Source organism: Delftia sp. WSY_12, assembly GCF_043104645.1.
GTDB lineage: Bacteria > Pseudomonadota > Gammaproteobacteria > Burkholderiales > Burkholderiaceae_C > Comamonas > Comamonas tsuruhatensis.
The window spans coordinates 25595-44813 of record NZ_JBICKW010000008.1 but is presented as its reverse complement, the minus strand read 5'-3'; the positions used below and the strand labels follow the sequence as shown (position 1 = coordinate 44813).

At 69.4% G+C, this 19219-nt stretch carries 16 protein-coding genes; 10 read left to right on the top strand and 6 right to left on the bottom strand.

Going from position 1 to position 19219, the window contains the following annotated elements; all coding sequences use genetic code 11:
• Nucleotides 1-296: 296 nt before the first annotated feature.
• Nucleotides 297-2915: a PepSY domain-containing protein gene (locus tag ACF8LI_RS04045; protein ID WP_392412136.1), complete on the top strand. Its 2619-nt coding sequence runs from the start codon at nt 297-299 to the stop codon at nt 2913-2915.
• 170 nt (nt 2916-3085) lie between these two features.
• Here ACF8LI_RS04045 and ACF8LI_RS04040 read toward each other — a convergent pair whose 3' ends face one another.
• From ACF8LI_RS04040 to ACF8LI_RS04020, 5 genes are all read right to left on the bottom strand, one after another.
• The gene (locus tag ACF8LI_RS04040; RefSeq protein ID WP_016454492.1) at nt 3086-4246 is read right to left on the bottom strand and encodes a peroxidase-related enzyme; all 1161 of its coding nucleotides are present in this window, start codon (nt 4244-4246) and stop codon (nt 3086-3088) included.
• A gap of 7 nt (nt 4247-4253) precedes the next feature.
• Nucleotides 4254-5735, bottom strand: coding sequence for a SidA/IucD/PvdA family monooxygenase (locus ACF8LI_RS04035; RefSeq protein WP_252653290.1), 1482 nt, complete (start codon nt 5733-5735; stop codon nt 4254-4256).
• Nucleotides 5736-5800: 65 nt separating this feature from the next.
• Entirely contained in the window at nt 5801-6808 is a 1008-nt protein-coding gene (locus ACF8LI_RS04030) for a tripartite tricarboxylate transporter substrate binding protein (protein WP_017406536.1), read from the bottom strand.
• A gap of 162 nt (nt 6809-6970) precedes the next feature.
• Nucleotides 6971-7360 (bottom strand): YXWGXW repeat-containing protein, encoded by a 390-nt coding sequence (locus tag ACF8LI_RS04025; RefSeq protein ID WP_016450353.1) that lies wholly within the window; start codon nt 7358-7360, stop codon nt 6971-6973.
• A 182-nt stretch (nt 7361-7542) separates the two neighbouring features.
• Nucleotides 7543-8283: a helix-turn-helix transcriptional regulator gene (locus tag ACF8LI_RS04020; protein WP_012202467.1), complete on the bottom strand. Its 741-nt coding sequence runs from the start codon at nt 8281-8283 to the stop codon at nt 7543-7545.
• A gap of 114 nt (nt 8284-8397) precedes the next feature.
• Between ACF8LI_RS04020 and ACF8LI_RS04015 the strand changes: the two genes are divergently transcribed.
• Nucleotides 8398-9222 (top strand): hypothetical protein, encoded by an 825-nt coding sequence (locus tag ACF8LI_RS04015; RefSeq protein WP_026062680.1) that lies wholly within the window; start codon nt 8398-8400, stop codon nt 9220-9222.
• A gap of 11 nt (nt 9223-9233) precedes the next feature.
• On the top strand, nt 9234-11198 hold the full coding sequence (locus ACF8LI_RS04010) for an MFS transporter (RefSeq protein WP_074922662.1): 1965 nt from the start codon (nt 9234-9236) through the stop codon (nt 11196-11198).
• Here the strand turns inward: ACF8LI_RS04010 and ACF8LI_RS04005 are convergent.
• Entirely contained in the window at nt 11195-12376 is a 1182-nt protein-coding gene (locus tag ACF8LI_RS04005) for a saccharopine dehydrogenase family protein (RefSeq protein ID WP_392412133.1), read from the bottom strand. The genes ACF8LI_RS04010 and ACF8LI_RS04005 overlap by 4 nt on opposite strands.
• A gap of 310 nt (nt 12377-12686) precedes the next feature.
• Here ACF8LI_RS04005 and ACF8LI_RS04000 point away from each other — a divergent pair, with 310 nt between their 5' ends.
• The 7 genes from ACF8LI_RS04000 (at nt 12687) to ACF8LI_RS03970 (ending at nt 19210) form a co-directional block, all read left to right on the top strand.
• Nucleotides 12687-13160, top strand: a complete 474-nt coding sequence (locus tag ACF8LI_RS04000; protein ID WP_012202471.1) for a YiaA/YiaB family inner membrane protein — start codon at nt 12687-12689, stop codon at nt 13158-13160.
• Between the two features lie 37 nt (nt 13161-13197).
• Complete coding sequence (locus tag ACF8LI_RS03995) at nt 13198-13668, top strand: hypothetical protein (protein WP_016450357.1); 471 nt, start codon at nt 13198-13200, stop codon at nt 13666-13668.
• A gap of 8 nt (nt 13669-13676) precedes the next feature.
• The gene (locus ACF8LI_RS03990; protein WP_016450358.1) at nt 13677-14495 is read left to right on the top strand and encodes a DUF2145 domain-containing protein; all 819 of its coding nucleotides are present in this window, start codon (nt 13677-13679) and stop codon (nt 14493-14495) included.
• 67 nt (nt 14496-14562) lie between these two features.
• Entirely contained in the window at nt 14563-15660 is a 1098-nt protein-coding gene (locus ACF8LI_RS03985; RefSeq protein ID WP_392412131.1) for a serine endopeptidase, read from the top strand.
• Nucleotides 15661-15962: 302 nt separating this feature from the next.
• Nucleotides 15963-16982 carry a GGDEF domain-containing protein gene (locus ACF8LI_RS03980; protein WP_227472683.1) on the top strand — a complete coding sequence of 340 codons (1020 nt, stop codon included), beginning with the start codon at nt 15963-15965 and terminating at the stop codon, nt 16980-16982.
• Nucleotides 16983-17175: 193 nt separating this feature from the next.
• Nucleotides 17176-18336 (top strand): diguanylate cyclase, encoded by a 1161-nt coding sequence (locus tag ACF8LI_RS03975; protein ID WP_392412128.1) that lies wholly within the window; start codon nt 17176-17178, stop codon nt 18334-18336.
• 97 nt (nt 18337-18433) lie between these two features.
• Nucleotides 18434-19210 carry a hypothetical protein gene (locus tag ACF8LI_RS03970; RefSeq protein WP_017406527.1) on the top strand — a complete coding sequence of 259 codons (777 nt, stop codon included), beginning with the start codon at nt 18434-18436 and terminating at the stop codon, nt 19208-19210.
• The last annotated feature ends 9 nt before the right edge of the window (nt 19211-19219 follow it).

The following is a 19219-nucleotide window of genomic DNA, read 5'->3' as shown; positions in this document are numbered from 1 at the left end:
AGGCGATTTCCATTGGGCGCAGGCACTGCATCCCGGCGGCTCAAGCCTGCCCGTAACCCCAGGCCGTCTTGCGGGCCTATCGCGCGTGCAACACGCCGTAAATGAGAACAATTTAGAATTTCTCGCTGATTGGCGCCTTCCGTCGACAAGTCCCGGCCAACGCCGCCCGGGGCCGATGCACAGGTGCTGCGCACTTTCATCTCTGCCCGCCTGCCTTCCATGCACCGTTCTGTCCTGATGTTCCGTTGCGCACCGCAATGGATTTCCGACCGACGCCGCCTGCTCGCCTGCTCCCCATGACTTTCAAGAAAATCTGGTTCCAGTTGCACTGGTTCGTCGGCATTACGGCCGGTACGGTGCTCATCGTCATCGGGCTGTCGGGCGCGGTGTTCTCGTTCCATGAGGAAATCCTGGGATGGATGAATCCCGGCACTGCCTCCGTGCCCGCGCGCGATGCCGCGCCGCTGGCGCCGCCGCAGATTGCGCAGGCGCTGCACGAGGCTGGCGAGCAGCGCGTGGTCCAGCGCATCACCGTCTTTGCCGAGCCCGGCCGCTCGGCCCAGGTGGCCTTCAAGCCGCCGGCCGGCCAGCGCCGGGGCCAGACGGTCTTTGTCGATCCCTACACGGGCGCGCAGCTGCCTGAGCAGCACGGCACGGAGTTTTTTGAATGGGTGGAGCGCCTGCACCGCTGGCTGCTGCTGCCGCGCGATGACGGCAAGCCGATCACGGGCACCCTGGCCGGCCTGTTGCTGATGCTGTCGCTGTCGGGCCTGTACCTGCGCTGGCCGCGCCGGCCGCTGTCCTGGCGCATCTGGCTGACCTTCGACCCGGCGCTCAAGGGCCGCTCCTTTCTCTGGGGCCTGCACTCGGTGGCGGGCACCTGGGCCCTGGTGGCCTATGTGGTGTTCACCTGCACCGGCATGTACTGGGCCTTTGGCGTGGTGCGCAGCACGGTGGATGGCTGGGCCGGCGTGCCGCCGCGTGTGGCCGCTCCCGCGGCGCCGTCCTCGAAACCCGGTGGCGGCCGGCCTGAGCCGACTGGCGCGCAGCAGCTCATCGACATCGCGCCCGGCTGGGCCGCCTTCGAGCGCATCGCCCATGGCTGGCAGTTCGCCCAGCTGCGCCTGCCCGAGCGCGCGGGCCAACCCCTGCAGATCAGCTGGCTGGATGCCGATGCCGCCCATGAGCGCGCGCGCAACCAGATGGCGTTGCTGCCCGATGGCACGGTGCAGCGCGACGAGCGCTATGCCGACCTGCCCACGGGCCGCCGCGCCGTGGGCGCCATCTACCCGCTGCACATGGGCACTTATTTCGGCATGCCGGGGCGCATCTTCATGACGCTGGCCTCGCTGATCATGCCCCTGTTCGCCATCACGGGCTGGATGCTCTACCTGGACCGCCGGCGCAAGGCGCGTGCCCTGGCCAAGGAGCGCCAGGCGCTGATGGCGGACCCGCCACCGTCCGCCCCTGCGGGCCAGGACACCGTGCTGGTCGCCTTTGCCAGCCAGGCCGGCCGCGCCGAGCGCCTGGCCGTGGCCACCGTGGCCGTGCTGCGGGGGGCGGGCATGGCGGCCAGCCTGCAATCCGTGGCGGCGCTGGATGCCGAGCAACTGCGCCACCATCGGCGCGTGCTCTTCGTGGCCAGCACCTTTGGCGAAGGCGACCCGCCGGATGTCGCGCGCCGCTTTGCCAGCCTGCTGGGCGCGGCCTCGGGCTCGGCCCTGCCGCACCTGCAATACGGCCTGCTGGCGCTGGGCGACCGGCAGTACGCGGCCTTCTGCGGCTTTGGTCACGCGCTGGACCACCAGCTGCGCCGCCTGGGCGCACAGCCCGTGTTTCCGCTGATCGAGATGGATGGCGAGCAACCCCAGGCCTGGAATGCCTGGCAGCAGGCGCTGGCTGGACATTTCGGGGCCATGCCGCCTGCATCGGATGCGCTGCCTGCGTCCGCTGCAGGCCCGCTGGCCGATGCCACGGCCTTTGCTGCCTGGCCGCTGCAGGCGCGCAGCCTGTGCAATGCGGGCAGCCAGGGCGCCGGTCTCTACGTGCTGGAACTGTCGCCGCCTGAAGGCGTCGCCCCGCTGTGGCGGGCTGGTGCGCTGGCTGAGGTGCTGCCACGCCATGGCGCAGCCACCGTGCAGGCCTGGCTGGCCGCCCAGGAATGTGACGGTTCGGCCCCCGTGCAATGGCGCCAGCAGACCTGCACTCTGGGTGAGGCGCTGGCCGCCAGCGTGCTTCCGGCCCCGGGCGACATCGCCCCCGGCACCGCGCCCCAGGCCGTGGCCGATGCACTGCGGCCGCTGCTGCCGCGCAGCTACTCGGTCGCCTCGCTGCCGCAGGACGGCCATGTGCGGCTGCTGGTGCGCCAGGCCCGCCATGACGGCGGCCTGGGCGTGGCGTCGGGCTGGCTGACGGCGCATGCGGCCCAGGGCACATCCGTGGCCATGAGACTGGTGGAAAACCGCGCCTTCGAGCCGCGTGAAGAGGCAGATGCCGAGCCCGATGCGCCGGCCATCTTCATCGGCAACGGCTCCGGCTATGCCGGCCTGCGCGGCCACCTGCTGGCGCGCATGCACGCAGGCCGCCACCGCAACTGGCTGCTGTTCGGCGAACGCCAGCGGGCCCATGACGGGTACTGCGAGGCCGAGGTCTCCGGCTGGCTGGCCGCAGGCAAGCTGCAGCGCGCCGACTTCATCTACTCCCGCGACCAGGCCCGGCGCCGCTACGTGCAGGACGCCCTGCGCGAAGCCGCCGACCCCCTGCGCGACTGGATCGCCGACGGCGCCGTGCTCTACGTCTGCGGCAGCGCCGACGGCATGGCCGCAGGCGTCGATGCCGCACTGGCCGACATCCTGGGCGCTACCGCCGTCGAAGACCTGATCGTCGAAGGCCGTTACCGCAGGGATGTGTACTGAGGTGAAGCGCGGCGTCTCAAGGCACAGCGCATGAAACCGGCGCGGCCCAAGTCAGGGACACCGAGGAAGGGCCTACGCCGGCCGCGCCGCCCCGCACCGAGGGTGTCGTCCCCCTCCCCGCGAAGCGGGTAGAGAGGCGCCGTGCCACGGGGGGAAGGCGCGTAAGCGCCTCAGGGGGTGATGTACTTTTCCTTCCCGAGATTGAGCATCAACCGGTTCGCCCAGCCGAACAGCGCGGCCGAGTGCAGCATGTCCAGGATTTCCTGGTCCGTGAGGCCGGCATCGCGCAGCGGCTGCAGCTGGGCGGCGCCAAAGCTGCCGGGCGCGCGCGTCAGGGCCAGCGAGGACTGGATGATGGCGCGTTCGCGCGCATTGGTGCCGGCCGTGTCGGGGTCGTCGAACATCTGTGCCATGACATCGTTGCGCTTGGCCAGTTGCTCGAAGCGCTGGGCGTGGACCGATGCGCAGTACACGCAGCCGTTGGAGCGCGACACGGCCGTGGCCGCCACCTCGCGCTCGGCGCGCGACAGGCCGCCGGGCGCGTACATGATGGCGTTGAAGGCCTGCGAGCGCTCCGACAGCACGCGCGGCTGGCGGGCCAGCAGCAGGTAGAAGTCCGACGTGCGCGCCTTGGGGTGGCTCAGGTCCAGCACGGCCTGCTGCTCGGCCGTGGCCGTGGCGGGGTCGAGCACGGGCAGCCAGGACGTCCAGTCCAGCGTCTCGCTGGTGTAGCCGTTGCGGCGCAGCGGCTCGCCCGGTGGCGGCAGGTTGGCGGGGTGCACGAAGGGGGCGGCGGCGGCTTCGGCAGCCGGCGTGCTGGCCTGGCCGCCCAGCGCGACCATGGCCTGCACGCCCGCGAACAGGCGCAACTGGTAGGCGATGAAACCCACCAGCTGGGCCACCAGCACGGTGTCGTCGATGGACAGGCCGGACTCGGGCATGGCCAGCAGGGCCGCGCGGTCGCTCTCGGCCGGGTGCAGGGCCAGGGTGCGCACAAAGTGCAGGGCCGCATCCAGGCGGGCGTTGCCGGTCTGGGCGCCGGGCTGGGCCAGCACGGTGCGCAGCGCGGGCGTCAGGGCGTCGCCCAGGGACTCGGCACGCTGGCGGTATTCATCGGCCAGGGCCTGCACGCCGCTGACGCGGCATTGCTCGCTGGCCAGCACCAGGCGTTCGGCGCGCGACAGGCTGTCGGCCAGGCCGTCGCCCAGCAGCAGGTCCTCGCAGGCCTGGGTGGCAATGGCCACCTTGTCGCGCTGGCGGCGCGTGGCGAAAACGGGGGACTGGTCGGTCAGGCCGGCCAGGCGGTCGATGGTGTCGTTGGCGGTGGTCATGGGTATCTCAGGTCTTGTCTGCCAGGGCCCGCACGCGGGCTTCGGGGTCGGCGGGCGTCCATTCGCCGCCGTCGAGCTCGGGCTCGGAATAGGACTGCAGCTGGGCGTAGTGGTGTTCCAGGTCCTCGCGGTAGAACAGCGAGGCCAGGCCCTGGGCCAGCTTGCGCGCGCCGTCGCTGATGGCGGGGATATCGCCCGACACCGTGCCGTGCGACAGCGCGGCCGGATAGCAAAAGCAGTGCACATGGTCCAGGCCGGGCAGGGCGCCGGGCGTCTTTTCCTGGAACTCGAACAGCGGGCCCAGGTCGGGCGAGTCCGACAGTTCCTGGTCCTCGGCACCCGCCTCGGGCACGAAGCGGTCGCTCCAGATGCGCACATGGGGCGCCAGGTCGGCGAACTCGGGGCGCTGGCGCCAGTCGATGGCAAAGCCGGTGGAGACGATCAGGAAGTCCAGCGTAAACACGCCGCGCGGCGTGCTCACGCGCAGCTTGTCGCCTGCCTGCTCCACCTTCTGCACGGCGCAGCCCAGGTTGAAGTGGGCGTTGGCGTGGCGCGAGACGCGCAGCGTGCTGCCGTGCGGCGGTGGCACCTGCTGCACGTTGATGTAGTGGCGTATGCGCCATTTCCAGGCGTCGGGCAGCAGGAACTGGCCGTGCGTGAGGCCGGGCGTGCCCGAGCCCTTGGATTTGTTGATGCGCGGCAGGTCGCTGCGGCGCACCAGCAGGTCCACGCTGGCGGCGCCGTTCTCCAGCGCGGTGGCCGCGCTGTCCATGGCCGACGAGCCCGCGCCCACCACGCCCACGTGCAGGCCGGCCAGGCGGCCGTAGTCGAGCACGTCGGAGGAGTGTGCCCAGCGGCTGCGGTCCACGCCCTGCATGAAGGCGGGGATCTGCGGGCCGCCCAGGCCGTCGCGGCCCGTGGCCAGCACCACGCGGCGCGCCAGCCAGGTGCGCGAGGCGCCATCGGCCGTCACATCGACCTCGACCGTGCCGTCGGCCTGCGGGCGGATGGCCGTGACCTGGTGGCCGTTGCGCACGTCGCAGCGCATCACGCGGCGGTACCAGCGCAGGTAGTCCATCCACTGCAGGCGCGGGATCTTGTCCAGCGCGGCCCAGGCTTCGCGGCCCCATTGGGCGATGAACCAGGCGCGGAAGGTCAGCGAGGGCAGGCCCAGCGCGGGGCCGGTCAGCTCCTTGGGCGAGCGCAGGGTTTCCATGCGCGCCGTCGTGGCCCAGGGGCCTTCGAAGTCCAGCGGGGCCTTGTCCAGCAAAACGGCCGCGATGCCCAGCTGGGACAGCGCGGCCGACAGGGCCAGGCCGGCCTGGCCGGCGCCGATGACCAGGACATCGTGCACGGGCTGGCCGTCGCGGGTGGAGGGAGGAATCCAGGCCTTGGCAGGCCAGCCCAGAGCGACGAGGTCGTCGCGCAGGCGTTCTTCAAGGGCAGCCAGGCCCGCAGGGGCCGCGGCTGCCGGTTCGGTCAGGGACATAGACTCACCAGGAACTCACGAGGAAAGGCGCGCCAGCGGGGCAGGGCCTGCGGGCGCGCGCGGCATCAATCGATGCTGATTTTCGCGTCTTTGACCACCTGTGCCCATTTCAGGCGGTCGTTGTGCACGGTTTTCTTGAACTGCTCGGGCGTCTCTATGCGGATGGCATTGCCCTGGGACTCGAAGCGCGCACGCACCTCGGGCAGCTCCAGCACCTCGCGCACGGCCTGGCCGAGCTTGGCCACGATGGCCGGGTCCGTGCCCTTGGGCGCGAAGATGCCGAACCAGATCGAGCTGTCGAAGCCCTTGGTGCCCGTCAGGCCGCTGGAGGCGATGGTGGGCACTTCCTTGATCACTTCCACGGGCTTGGCCGTGGTCACGCCCAGCAGGCGCACCTTGCCGCTCTTGTAGTGCGGCAGCACGGTCTGGACCTGGTTCATGATGCAGCAGGTCTCGCCGCGCAGCACCGAGGTGATGGCCTCGGGGCCGCCCTTGTAGGGCACGTGGACCATGTTCAGCCCCAGGCGCGCATTGAACTCTGCAAAGGCCATGTGCGTGCCCGCGCCGTTGCCCGTGGAGGCGTAGTTGTACTTGCCGGGGTTGGCCTTGATCTCGTCCACGAACTCCTTGAGGTTCCTGACGTTGATCACGTTGGGGTTGATGGTCAGCACGTTGGACACATCGATCAGCGGCGCCACGGGCACGAAGTCGGTTTCCACGTCAAACGGCAGCTTCTTGTAAAGCGCCGCATTGCTGCCGTGCGTAGCCGCCGTGCCGAAGGCCAGCGTGTAGCCGTCCGGCTTGGCGCGCGCCACGATCTCGCTGGCGATGTTGCCGGCCGCACCCGACTTGTAGTCAATGATCAGGGGCTGGCCCAGGCGCTGGGACAGCGGCTCCTGCACGCCGCGCGCGATCACGTCCACGCCCGAGCCTGCCGGGAAGCCCAGGATCATGGTCACGGGCTGGTGCGGCCACGAAGCCGCCGAATCGGCTGCCACCGCTGCGGTGGAGCCGAGGACGGCCAGGGCCGCGGCGGCGGCGGGAATCCAGGAGCGGAAAAGCGAGGGGCGCATGGTGTGCAGGGAAATCCGGTGAATCAATTCCCATATTTTCCTGAGAACTTAATGAGCCACTTTTATATGCATATGTTGGTATGAAGCCAGTGTGGGCATGGCCGCAGCGCTCAGCAAAAAGCCCGCCGATGGGGCGGGCTTCATGCCGGGCGCAAGCGCCCATCAATGGCGGTAGGGGTTGTTGGGGCGGCGGTCATGGCGGTCCGGCACGCCGTCGCGGTCACGGTCCCAGCGGCCGGGTGCGTAGCCCCAGCGGCCACCGTGCTGCGACCACACGGGCTGGCGGTATACATAGCCGGGGCGCGCCTTGACCCAGTGGCCGGCCACCCAGGCATGGCGGTGGCCTTGCGGGCGCCAGTAGCCCGGCGCCCACACATAGCCGCGGCGCGGTGCCGGAACGGCCTCGTAGCGCATGGGGGGCGGCGCGCCGAACTGCACAGAGATGGCGGCACCCGGCGCCGCGTAGGTCACGTTGGCCTGGGCCTGCGCGGTCCCGGCCCATCCGGCCAGGGCCACGGTCGCGGCGATCAGCGGTGTGCGAAGGGAAATCATGGCGGCTCCTTGTCCTTGGTTCATCGGGCTGGAGTCCCTGTGACGGGAATCCATGACTGCATGGTGCGAGTGCTGCGTCAAGCCCGGGTTGCCGCGACGCGAAGTCTTGCAATCTTGTGTATCGCCTTGGTGAAGCCTTGTTGCCAGGCGCTGCAGCGCAGGCTGCCGTCCTGCAGCCGCCGTCAGACAGTGCCTCTTCTCAGGGCCGTGAACGCCGTGAATTCCCAGCTGCGCATGGCCAGCACCAGGGTGTAGCCCTCGCGCTGGCCGGGCGGCAGGCGCTGGTCCTGCAGGTGCTGCTGGGAAAAATCATGGGCCAGCCGCTGTATGCGTTCCACGAAGCTGGGCGCCAGATGCCGGCCGATGGAGCCGTGCACCATCAGCATGCCCTCGCCCGGCTGGTCGAAGCCGCCGCCGAAATAGTCGAGCACGGCGTTCTCGCGGAAGTACTCCATCACCGGCCCGCGCGCGCGCCAGCGGAAGGTCTTGGCCAGGCGCAGCCGGTAGCGGTTGCCGGGGCGCAGCTCGATGATGCCGATGCGGTCCAGCTGGGCCAGGTAGCGGATGCCTTCGGCCTCGGTCATGCGGTAGGTGGCCACGATCTGCTCCAGCGTCCACTGGCTGAGCACGCAGATGGCCATCAGCAGCAGCTTGCGGTCGGCGACCACGGCGTTCTCCTGCTCCGGCGTCATCTCCTGCAGCAGCGGCTGGCTGTCGGCCACGCGGCGCGCCAGGTCGGCGAAGTCCAGGCTCAGCGCGCGGCAGATGGCATCGATGCGCGACAGCGGCATGTCGCCCTTGGCCAGCATGCGCTTGACGCTGGACTCGGCCATGCCCAGGGCGCGCGCCAGGTCGGCATAGGTCATCTGGGCGGCCTTGAGTTCCTTCTTGAGGGCGATGACGAGGTCGGCAGTGGTGCTCATGGGTAGCGATTATCGATACCCGAGGTGCTGGTTTGCGCGGCGGGTGCAGAAAAACGATGCTGGAAGGGCCGATGGCTCGCCACACTCCGCGCCACTTTCCACGAGGAGCAACACATGCCATCCACATTGATTTCACCGGCCGCCGCCCTACGCGCGCTGTACTGGGGCGCCGCCTTGCTGCTGCTGGCCGCCTTGATTGGCCCTGCAGTGCCGCAGCCCCAGGACTTTCACGCGTTTGCCGACCAGCGCGCCTGGGGGCCGCTGCCCCATGCGCTGGATGTGCTCAGCAACCTGGGCTTTGCCTGGGCTGCCGTGACGGGGGCGCGCCTGCTGCTGGACCGGCGTAGCCAGGCGCTGGCGCCGGCCCTGCGCTGGCTGGCCGCGCTGTTCTTCACGGGGCTGGCGTGTTCGGCCATAGGTTCGTCCGTCTACCACTGGGCCCCCCACGATGCCACCCTGGCCGGCGACCGGCTGGGCATGTCCATGGCCTTTGCCGGCATGCTGGGACTGGCGCTGCAATCGCGCATTGCCGACCGCGTGGCCGTGCGCGCCGCGGTGGCCATGCTGGTCGCCGCCGTGGCCTCGGTGCTGGTCTGGCTGCATGGCGGCAACCTGCTGCCCTGGGCGCTGGTGCAGGGCGGCGGCATGCTGGCGGTGCTGGGCCTGGCCTGCGTGGCGCCGCGCCATGGCGCGCTGGCGCTGCGCCTGGGCATGGTGATCGCCTGGTATGGCGCGGCCAAGCTGCTGGAGTGGGGCGATGCGGCCGTCTTCGAGGCCACCGGCGGGCTGGTGTCCGGCCACAGCCTCAAGCATGTGGTGGCGGCGGCCGCCGCCCTGCCCGTGATCACCGCGCTGCGTGCGGCCGGCACGGCGCGCATGGCCAGTACGGGCACAATGTGCGCCGATGCGTGCGGCCACGGCGGCGCCACCAACCGTTGAGGGAAGACAAGATGTTCCAGCAAGAGACCGGCAGCCCGTCTGCCCCCACCGCAACGGCCGGCGCCGTGCCATCGGCCGCGCACGAGCACCCCAACCAGTTCGCCCTGCTGGGCCAGCGGCGCTTTGCGCCGTTCTTCTGGACGCAGTTCTCGGGGGCGGCCAACGACAACCTGTTCAAGTTCGCGCTCACCGTGATGGTGACCTACCAGCTCAGCGTCTCCTGGCTGCCTTCGGCCATGGCGGGGCTGGTGATCGGGGCGCTGTTCATCTTGCCGTTCCTGCTGTTCTCGGCCACCTCGGGCCAACTGACGGACAAGTGGGACAAGACGCGCATGTTCCGCCTGGTCAAGAACCTGGAGATCGCCATCATGGCGCTGGCCGCCTGGGGCTTCATCCAGGCCAATGTGCCCTTGCTGCTGGGCTGCGTCTTCCTGATGGGCCTGCACTCCACGCTGTTCGGCCCCGTGAAATTCGCCTACCTGCCCCAGGTGCTCAGCGAGCGCGAGCTGACGGGCGGCAACGGCATGGTGGAGATGGGCACCTTCGTGGCCATCCTGCTGGGCAACGTGGCCGGCGGCCTGCTGGTGGCCGTGCCCGAGGTCGGCCATCTGCAGGTGGCCGTGGCCTGCCTGGCGCTGGCGGTGATCGGGCGGATCTTTGCGCAGTTCATCCCCAATGCGCCGGCCACCGATCCGCATTTGGTCATCAACTGGAACCCCTTCACCGAGACCTGGCGCAACCTGCAGCTGGCCCGCGAGCAGCCCGCCGTGTTCCGCTCGCTGCTGGGCATCAGCTGGATGTGGTTCTTCGGCGCCGTGTTCCTCGCCCAGTTCCCCAGCTTTGCCAAGGAGGTGCTGCATGGCGACGAGCATGTGGCCTCGCTGCTGCTGGTGGTGTTTTCCGTGGGCATTGGCACGGGCTCGCTGCTGTGCGAGGTGTTCAGCCGCCGCCATGTGGAGATCGGCCTGGTGCCGCTGGGCGCCATCGGCATGAGCGTGTTCGCCGTGGACCTGTTCTTTGCCTCGCGCGCGCTGCCGGCCTCCGAGCTGATGGGCGTGGGTGCCTTCTTTGCCCAGCCCGCGCACTGGCGCGTGATGGCCGACCTGGGCATGCTGGCCCTGTCGGCCGGCATCTACAGCGTGCCCATGTACGCGCTGATCCAGATGCGCAGCCAGCCCACGCACCGCGCGCGGATCATCGCGGCCAACAACATCCTCAACGCGCTGTTCATGATCGCCTCCAGCGTGCTGGCCGGCGCGCTGCTGGCGGCGGGCTTCAGCATTCCCCAGGTTTTCCTGATCACGGGCATTGCCAATGCCGTGGTGGCGGCCTACATCTTCTTGCTGGTGCCCGAGTACCTGCTGCGCTTCGTGGCCTGGGTGGTCTCGCGCTTCGTGTACCGCTTCAAGGTGCAGGGCGACGAGCACATCCCGGCCACCGGCGCGGCCATCCTGGCCTGCAACCATGTGAGCTTTGTCGATGCCGTGCTGCTCATGGCCGCCAGCCCCCGGCCCATCTACTTCCTGATGGACCACCGCATCTTCCGCGTGCCCCTGCTGGGCTGGCTGTTCCGCCTGGCCAAGGCCATCCCCGTCGCGCCCCAGAAGGAAGATCCCGCCACCTACGAGGCTGCGTTCGAGCGCGCCGCCCAGGTGCTGCGCGAGGGCGACCTGCTGGCCATCTTCCCCGAGGGCGGCATCACGCGCGACGGGCAGCTGCAGGAGTTCCGTGGCGGCATCATGAAGATCGTCGAGCGCGCCCAGGCCGATGGCCTGCAGGTGCCCGTGGTCCCCATGGCGCTGACCAATCTCTGGGGCTCGTACTTCAGCCGCATCGAGCAGGGCGGCGCCATGGTGCGGCCCTTCCGCCGTGGCCTGTTCAACCGTGTGGGCCTGAACGTGGGCCAGCCCATGGCCCAGGCCGAGGTGCAGCCCGCGCTGCTGCGCGAGCGCGTGCAGCGGCTGCTGGCGGCCTAAGAGGGGTTCTGTTCCTCCACCGTGAAGCTCAGGCCGGCATTGGCCTTGAGCCTGGCGATGAGCGCGTCGCCCATGGCAGGCGCCGTGGTCCAGATGCCGCCGGGCGTGTCCGGGGCGTCCTGCAGCAGGCAGACGGCGGCCTCGGTGATCATCTTGGACGTGGAGCCGTAGCCCGGATCGCGGTCGCCCTTGACGCCCACGCGCAGGCTGTGGCCGGCCGTGTCGGTGCCGATGAACAGCACGTCGTAGAAGCCCGATTCACGCTCTTCGCGCGATGGCCCCTCGCCAGGCTTGGGGCCGTCGTCCGCGCCCAGCGACTTGTCGGCCGCCACGGCGTTGGCCAGGGCCTCGCCCTTTTCGCCCGCGCCTGTGACCATCATCTCGTCGTAGACAAAGTCGGCGCCATAGGCATGGCCCAGCAGAAAGTTGGAGCGGTGCACGTTGCGCGTGTTGATGGCCGCCATCACGAAGGGCGCCACCCACAGGCCCAGCACCTCGTCCACCATGGGCTTGCTGCCGGACGGTTGGCGCGGACCCTCGAAGCCCGGCGTGAGCGAGAACGGATTGCGCAGCAGTTCCAGCACGCCCGGCTGGGCGGCCGCCGCCATGGTGGCCTTGAGGCTGGCCGCCGTGCCGCCCGAGAACGTGCCCTTCATCTTGCGCACCCGGCCCCGCACGCGCTGGGCGGGCTGGCCGAAGCGGGCCTGCATCTCTCGCTGCAGCATGAACACGCCCAGGTCGAAGGGAATGGAATCGAAGCCGCAGGAGAACACGATGCGCGCGCCGCTGGCCCGGGCTGCGGCCTCGTGGGCATCGATCATCTGGCGCATCCACGCTGGCTCGCCGCACAGGTCCACATAGTCCACGCCGGCGCGGGCGCAGGCGGCCACGAGTTCGTTGCCGTAGAGCTGGTAGGGGCCCACCGTGGTCAGCACCAGGCGGGCCTGCTCCATCAGCGCCTGCAGGCTTGCGGGATTGCCGGTGTCGGTCACCACCAGCGGGGTATCGGCGGGCGCGCCCAGCTCGTCGCGCACGGCCGCGAGCTTGGCGGCATTGCGCCCGCCCATGGCCCAGCGCAGGCCGCTGCCTGCGGGGTAGCGCCTGAGCAGGTACTCCACCACCAGCCGGCCCGTAAAGCCGGTGGCGCCGTGGACGACGAGGTCAAAGGGTTTGGTCATGGGAGATCTCCATCAATCAGCGTGGCGAACGTGCGATTGCCCGCTGCACTGCAGCCGGGGTGGGCGCATTGTCTGTGGCGCGCCGCAGGGTTCCTGTCGCCCAGGTGCCGTGCCCGATGTCCTGTGTGCTGGTGTCACATGCAGGAACTTTTTGGGGTGTAAACAACAGTCAAAAACTTGAAAAGTACCGTTTGAAGATACTCGATGGCCTGTGTCTGGCCACTGTTACGGTTGAATGCAGACACGCAAGTTACGTCTGGGCACCATGCGTCCCGTGTTCAACCAATGCCCTTGAGGGGCACCTCGGCAAATGTCCTCTTCTCCCATCGTCGTTCAGCGTGATACCCGGGCCTGGCAACTGCAGGTGTGGGTGTCGTTCGGCATTGCGGTCTCGCTGTGCGCCATCGGCCTGGCATGGCTGCCCGGCGAGCAGCTGGAGCAGGCCTTCATGGTGATGGGCTATGTGTTCTGCCTCTCGGCCGCCTTCGTGCTGGCCAAGTTCGTGCGGGACAACGAGGGCGGCCGCAGCGGCGCAGGCGACACGCCCATGTGGAAGCTGGTGGTCTGGGGCGGCTTTGCCGTGTCCATGGCGCTGACCGGCTGGGGGCTGGTGAGCATGGACATCAACGTGACCTACAAGGCCTTCCTGGGCGTGAGCTGGCTCTATCTCATCACCACCGCCTTCACGCTGGCCAAGATGCTGCGTGACCGCCACGAGGCCGACCTGGCGCAGGCCCGCATGCATGGCCGCCGCGAGGCCGCGCAACCGGCCGACGCCGAGTGATGTCCACCCCTTCCCCGCATTTCCAGGAGTCCAAGCAATGATGGTCAACCAATCCGTTTTCACGCGCCTGCCGCGTGCCCTGCTGGCCGCTGGTGCGCTGTGCGCAGCCCTGGCCATGGCGCCTGCCCATGCGCAAAGCGAGGCCTCGGTGGCGCTGTCCATGCTGCCCGTGGCCTCCGTGGTGGGCACGGCTTCGGTGGCTTCGGCGGCCGCTGGCGCCGTGGTGGCCGTGCCTGCCGCTTTGTCGGTGGGCGGCGCGGTGCTGACCGTGAAGGCGGTGCAGGCCTCGGCCACGGGCACGGTCTACCTGCTGGAGCGTGCCTCCGACGGCGCCCAGGCCAGCGTGGAAGTGGTGGGGCGAGGCGCCTCCGCCTCGGCTTACGCCGTGGGCACGGTGCTGACCTGCAGCGTGATCGGCACGGGCGTCATCATCTCGGCGGCCGGCAAGGTGCTGGCCTTCATCCCCAACGAGATGGGCAAGGCCCTGCTGCACAACGAACGCCTGTGATGCCCGCCATGAAACCGCTGCTTTCTCCTTCCCCTGCAGCCCGTGCCGCCTGCCTGGGCCTGCTCCTGGCCGCCGCGCTGGGCACGGCCCATGCAGGGCGCAGCTGCGAGGACAAGCCCCTCACCCCCCAATCCCTGCAAAAGGGCCTGGACCTGGCCCAGCGCACATCCCAGGCGCTGGATGCCGAGTACGCGAAGAACGGCACCCGTGTCGTGCTGCTGGCGCGCGTGGGCCAGGACCTGAGCAAGTACGACCTGCACTACTCGCACTACGGCTGGGCCTACAGGACCCCCGAAGGCCCCTGGCGCGTGGCGCACAAGCTCAACGAATGCGGCACGGCCGGCGGCCATGTCTACCGCCAGGGCCTGGGCGAGTTCTTCCTGGACGACCTGTGGCGCTACGAGGCCGGCGTTCAGGTGCCCACGCCCGCCGTGCAGCAGGCGCTGTGGACCTTTCTGACCCAGCCCCAGACCGTGCTGCGCCTGCAGCACGAGCCCTACAGCATGGTCAGCTACGCCTGGGGGCAGCGCTACCAGCAGTCCAACCAGTGGGCCACCGAAACCCTGGCCGCCGCCATGGAGCCGGCCACGGTGCAGCGGCGCCAGCAGGCCCAGGCCTGGCTGCAGTTCAAGGGCTACGAGCCGGGCGTGCTGGTCATCCGCGCGCTGTCGCGGCTGGGCGGGCGCGTGACGGCCGCCAACATCGCCTTCGACGACCATCCCAACGACAAGCGCTATGCCAGCCGCATAGAGACCGTGACCGTGGAATCGGTGACGCAGTGGCTGCAGCGCAGCCAGCTGGCGGGTCCGGTGCGCGTGCTGCCCTGATTCGGACCGGCTCTTCCTCCGCCTGCGGTCTTCCTCGGCCGCAGGCCACTGAAACAGGAGTTTCCCCATGAGCAAGGCCCTGCGTCTGCCCGAGAAATGGTTCCGCCGAGGCCTGTGGCTGGTGGCGGTGGTGTTCGCGTCCTTCCTCATCGGCCTGGGCGGCCTGGTGGTGGGCGACCTGCCCCAGGTCGAGTCGCCGCGCACGGTGGAGGACTTCATCGCGCCCGAGGCGGCCGAGCCCGTGAAGGCCGAGATCAAGGCCGCCGATGCCGACCACGACAAGGCGGAAACGGCGCTGGAGAACGCACGGCTCAAGTACCAGGCCGCGCAGTCGCGCTACCGCTCGGCGCGCGAGACCTTCGACAACTGGGTGGCCACGCGCCGTGCCACCGCCCGGCCCGAGCAGGACAGCGAACTGCTGTCGCGCACCCAGGCGCTCGATGCCATCAAGCAGGAAGAGAACACCGCCCGCGCCTCCGTGGAGCGGCTGCAGGATACGAGCCTGCGGGCGCGGCAGCGCCTGGACGCGGCCAACCGCCAATGGGACGATCTGCGCGACGGTGCCATGGAATCCTGGCGCACGGAGATGCGCGCCGTCGAGCTGCGTGTCTTTCTCTACCGCCTGGCGCTGACCCTGCCGCTGCTGCTGGCGGCCGGCTGGCTGTTCGCCAAACAGCGCAAGAGCACCTGGTGGCCCTTCGTCTGGGGATTCATCTTTTTTGCGCTGTTCGCTTTCTTCGTTGAACTTGTGCCGTACCTGCCCGACTACGGCGGCTACGTGCGCTATGTGGTCGGTATCGTGGTGACGGTGCTGCTGGGGCGCGCGGCCATCCTGAGCCTGAACCGCTATCTTGAAAGGCAAAAGCAGCAGGAATCGCTGCCGGAGACGCAGCGGCGCCAGGAACTGGGCTACGACGTGGCCCTGGCCCGCCTGGCCAAGGGCGTGTGCCCGGGCTGCGAGCGCCCCGTGGATCTGAAGGACGGCGCCATCGACTTCTGTCCCCACTGCGGCATCGGCCTGTTCGACCGCTGCGGCAGCTGCAGCACCCGCAAGAGCGCCTTTGTACGCTTTTGCCACAGCTGCGGCACCCAGGCCGATGGCCACGGCAGGAAGGCGGGCGCGGTGCTGCCCCGGGCGCAGGAGCCCGGGCCGGCGGCAGGCTGAGCCGGCCTGGCCGTCAGGGGCTCCAAGCCCCTTGAAGCTGCACGGGGTTGTGGTACACCATGGCTTGCGCGCTCGGCCGGGGCGCAGATGTCTTCAGCGAGGATGCCATGTCACGCCAGCTGCCGTATCCCCCACAACACACGCGAGCGCAACCCGCCCACCCACCGGCCGGCGGGTCCGCCCATGTCCTTCCCCTTGCGGCCTGGGCCGTGGGGGCTGCCCTTCTGGCAGGTCATGTGCTGGCGGGCCCTTCTTCATGGAAAGCATGGGCGGCCTACGCCGCGCTGTCGGCATTGGCCGGCATGGCCTGGATCTGGCGCTGCCATGCAGCCGGCTTGCCGCTGACCCGGACGCTGCGCGGCCATGGCTGGATACAGGCCACGATGGCCTTGCTGCTGGCGGCATGGCAGCCGACCCTGGCCTGGGCTTGTGCCCTGCTGTGGCTGGCGGCCGTCGCCTGGCTGCCCTGGGATGGCGAGCGCGAGCAGGCGCTGCATCTGCCCACGGGCCAGGTGGTGGTGCTGTGCGCCATGCTGGCCATGCTCTGCGCCGTGGTGGTGGCCAGGCCCATGCCGCAGATGGCGCCGGGCCCGGTCGCCGTGCGCATCCTGTGGCTGGCCAGCGTGCTGCTGCCGCTGGCCGTGCATGCGCTGGCGCTGTGGCAGGCGCTGAGCCGCATGCAGCGCCAGTACACCGAGGAGCTGGCGCAGCTGTCGAGCTATTGCGGCCAACTGGCCGACGATGTGCAGCAGTTGCAAAAACGCGTGGGCTCGCTGCAATTGCCCACGGGGCGCGACACACTCACCGGTGTGGCCAATTACGCGCGATTGATGGATGTGGTCGATGGCCTGCGCGAACGCCATGCCCGCAAGCCCGAGCCGTTTTGCGTGGTGCTGCTGGAGCTGGACCCGTGGGTGGAGCGCGTGGGTGTTCACCAGGCCTACAAGGGCCCCTCGCTGCAGGACCGCGTGCTGCTCATGCTCAGCGGCCTGCTGGTCACGCATCTGCGCACCGTGGACGGCATAGGCCGCTACCGCGACGACACCTTCATGCTGGTGATGCCCGATACCGCCTCGGTCCAGGCCGTCTGGGCCCTGCAGCGCGTGCGCGAGGGTGTGCGCCAGCAGCGCTGGAGCGAAACGCCCATCCCCGATCCCGACAAGGACCCGCTGACCCTGACCCTGGCCGTGGCGGAGTTCCAGGCGGGCGAGACCTCGGAGCGGCTGGTGCAGCGGGCCGAGGCAGCCCTGTTGCATGGCCGCGCCTGCGGGCGCAACCAGATCGTGGTGGCCGAGGATGTGCGGCCGCCGCGCGCGTCCTAGACGCACAGCCTGCGATAGGGCCTGTTCATCCCCTGCGGGGGAGCGCGCTCCTCGGGATTTCCCGGATGCGGTCACAATGGGCGCCCATCGGGGCCGCCGGCCCGCCGCGCTTCATTGCATGCCCGTGCTTTCCTCCATTTCCCGGAATCTTCCCGACCGCCTCCTTTGGGGGCCGAAGCCGGCGTCACCGCTGGTGGACGAGGCGCTGCACCTGGAGCGCTGGAAACGCCGCACCTGGCAGCTGCACATCTCCGTGCTGCTCAGCCATCTCTATGCGCTGCTGCTGTTCCTGGGCCATGCATGGGCCGGCTACGCGCCCTGGCCCGTGGTGCTGGGCTATGGACTGTGGGTGGCGGCCGGCATGGGCTTCATCACCTGGGCCTATGCCAGCGACTGGTGCCACAAGCTGCGCGATCCGGGCATGTTCCTCACGCACCAGCTGGTGTCCATCATCGGCGTGCTGGGCATGGTCATGGCGGCACCCGCGCTGGCGTTCCAGTCGATGGTGATGCTGATCGCCTTCAGCGCCGACGGTTTTCTCGCACGCAGCCGCACCAGCTTCTGGCTGACGTGGATAGGCACCCTCGTTGCCGTGGCCGCCATCATCTGCTGGCGGGGTCCGCTGATGCGCATGACCACGGACACGGCTGCGGGCCAGCTGCTGGCCTTCGGCGTGGTGCTTGGGGCCGTGGTGCGCTGCAGCGTGCAGGCGACCTTCTTTCGCAGCATGCAGTACCGGCTGGGCATCGCCAATGACAAGCTGGCCGCTGCGCTGGCGCAGATCGAGGCCTTGCTGCGCCATGACGACCTGACCGGCGTCAGCAATCGGCGCGGCGTGATGGAGCGGCTGCACGAAGTGCGCACCGCAGCCCAGGAGCGTGGCGAGGTGCTGTGCGTCGCGTTGCTGGACATAGACCACTTCAAGCGCATCAACGACAGCTTTGGCCATGAAGGCGGCGACCGCGTGTTGCGCGCTTTCGGCGCGCTGCTGAAGTCGCAGCTGCGCAGTACAGATGGCGTGGGCCGCTATGGCGGCGAGGAATTCCTGCTGGTGCTGCCGGACACCGGCCTTGCCCAGGCCGGCGAATTGCTGGAGCGCCTGCGCATGCGCATTGCCGAGGCTCCGTGGACGCACACCCTGGGCGATGGCGCCCGCGTCACCTGCACGCTGGGCGCGGCGCAGTACCGCACGGGCGAATCGGTGGAGGCCACCATCGCGCGCGCCGATGCGGCGCTGTACCGAGGCAAGGCCCAGGGCCGCAACTGCACGGTGCTGGAGCCGCAACAGGCCCCGCAGGTCTTGAACGGCGCCCCGGCTCCCCGGACTGATGCCGGAATGCCTGACCGCTTGTGAGTGCAGCTCACGACGAGTGACAGAAAACATCGTTATTCATGCGCACCGATCGTCCATAGCATCGGCATCCATGCTCGGAATGGACAAGGGTGCAAATATGAACCAATGGTTCGCTGAAATCGCCGGCAACGGGCCCGAGGGCGCTGGCATCGTGGTGTCTGCGCAAGGCTGGGATAGGCATCTGCAGTCCGGCCCCCGCCAGTTGCAGGCCGGCCCGCTCCGCGCCGAACTGGCCGACGGCGGCCTGCGCAATGTCCGCTATGGCGGCGTCGACATCCTGCGCTCCATGGCCTTTGTGGCGCGCGACGGACAGGGTGACCGCTGTGTGCATGGCGCGGGCGAACTGAGCCTGCGCGAGCGGGCCGGCCGCTTCGAGGCCTTCTACGAAACGGTGGTGGACTGCGAGGAGCTGAGCCTGGCCTGGCGCGTGCGCATCGTGGGTTCGGCGCGCGGACTGAGCTTCACGTGCTGGGCGCGTGCCCAGGGGGATGTCGACGGCGGCCTGCAGCGGGGCCTGCGCGCCGGGCGGGCGGGCCTGGAACTGGTGTATCCGCTCAAGGTCCTGGCTGGCCGGCCCGTGCATGTCCAGCATGTCGATGGCAGCGCCGAAACCACCGTGCTGCCCGAGCCCGATGCGCTGCAGCGCCTGTCGCAGCTGTCTGGCATCGCCCATGAGCCCGCACCGGGCCTGCAGGTGGATTGCCGCCTGGAAGGCGCCGAGTTCGAGATGCTGGGCCAGCGCTGTGGCGGCAAGGCCTTTTTCCGGCTGCAGCCGCGCGCGTTGTCTCCTTCGCCCTCCTACCCGTTGACCCGGGGCCGGACCCTGGTGCAGATGGCCGGCCTCTCGTTTGTCTCGCCCGGCGCCCTGCAGTAGCACCGCAAG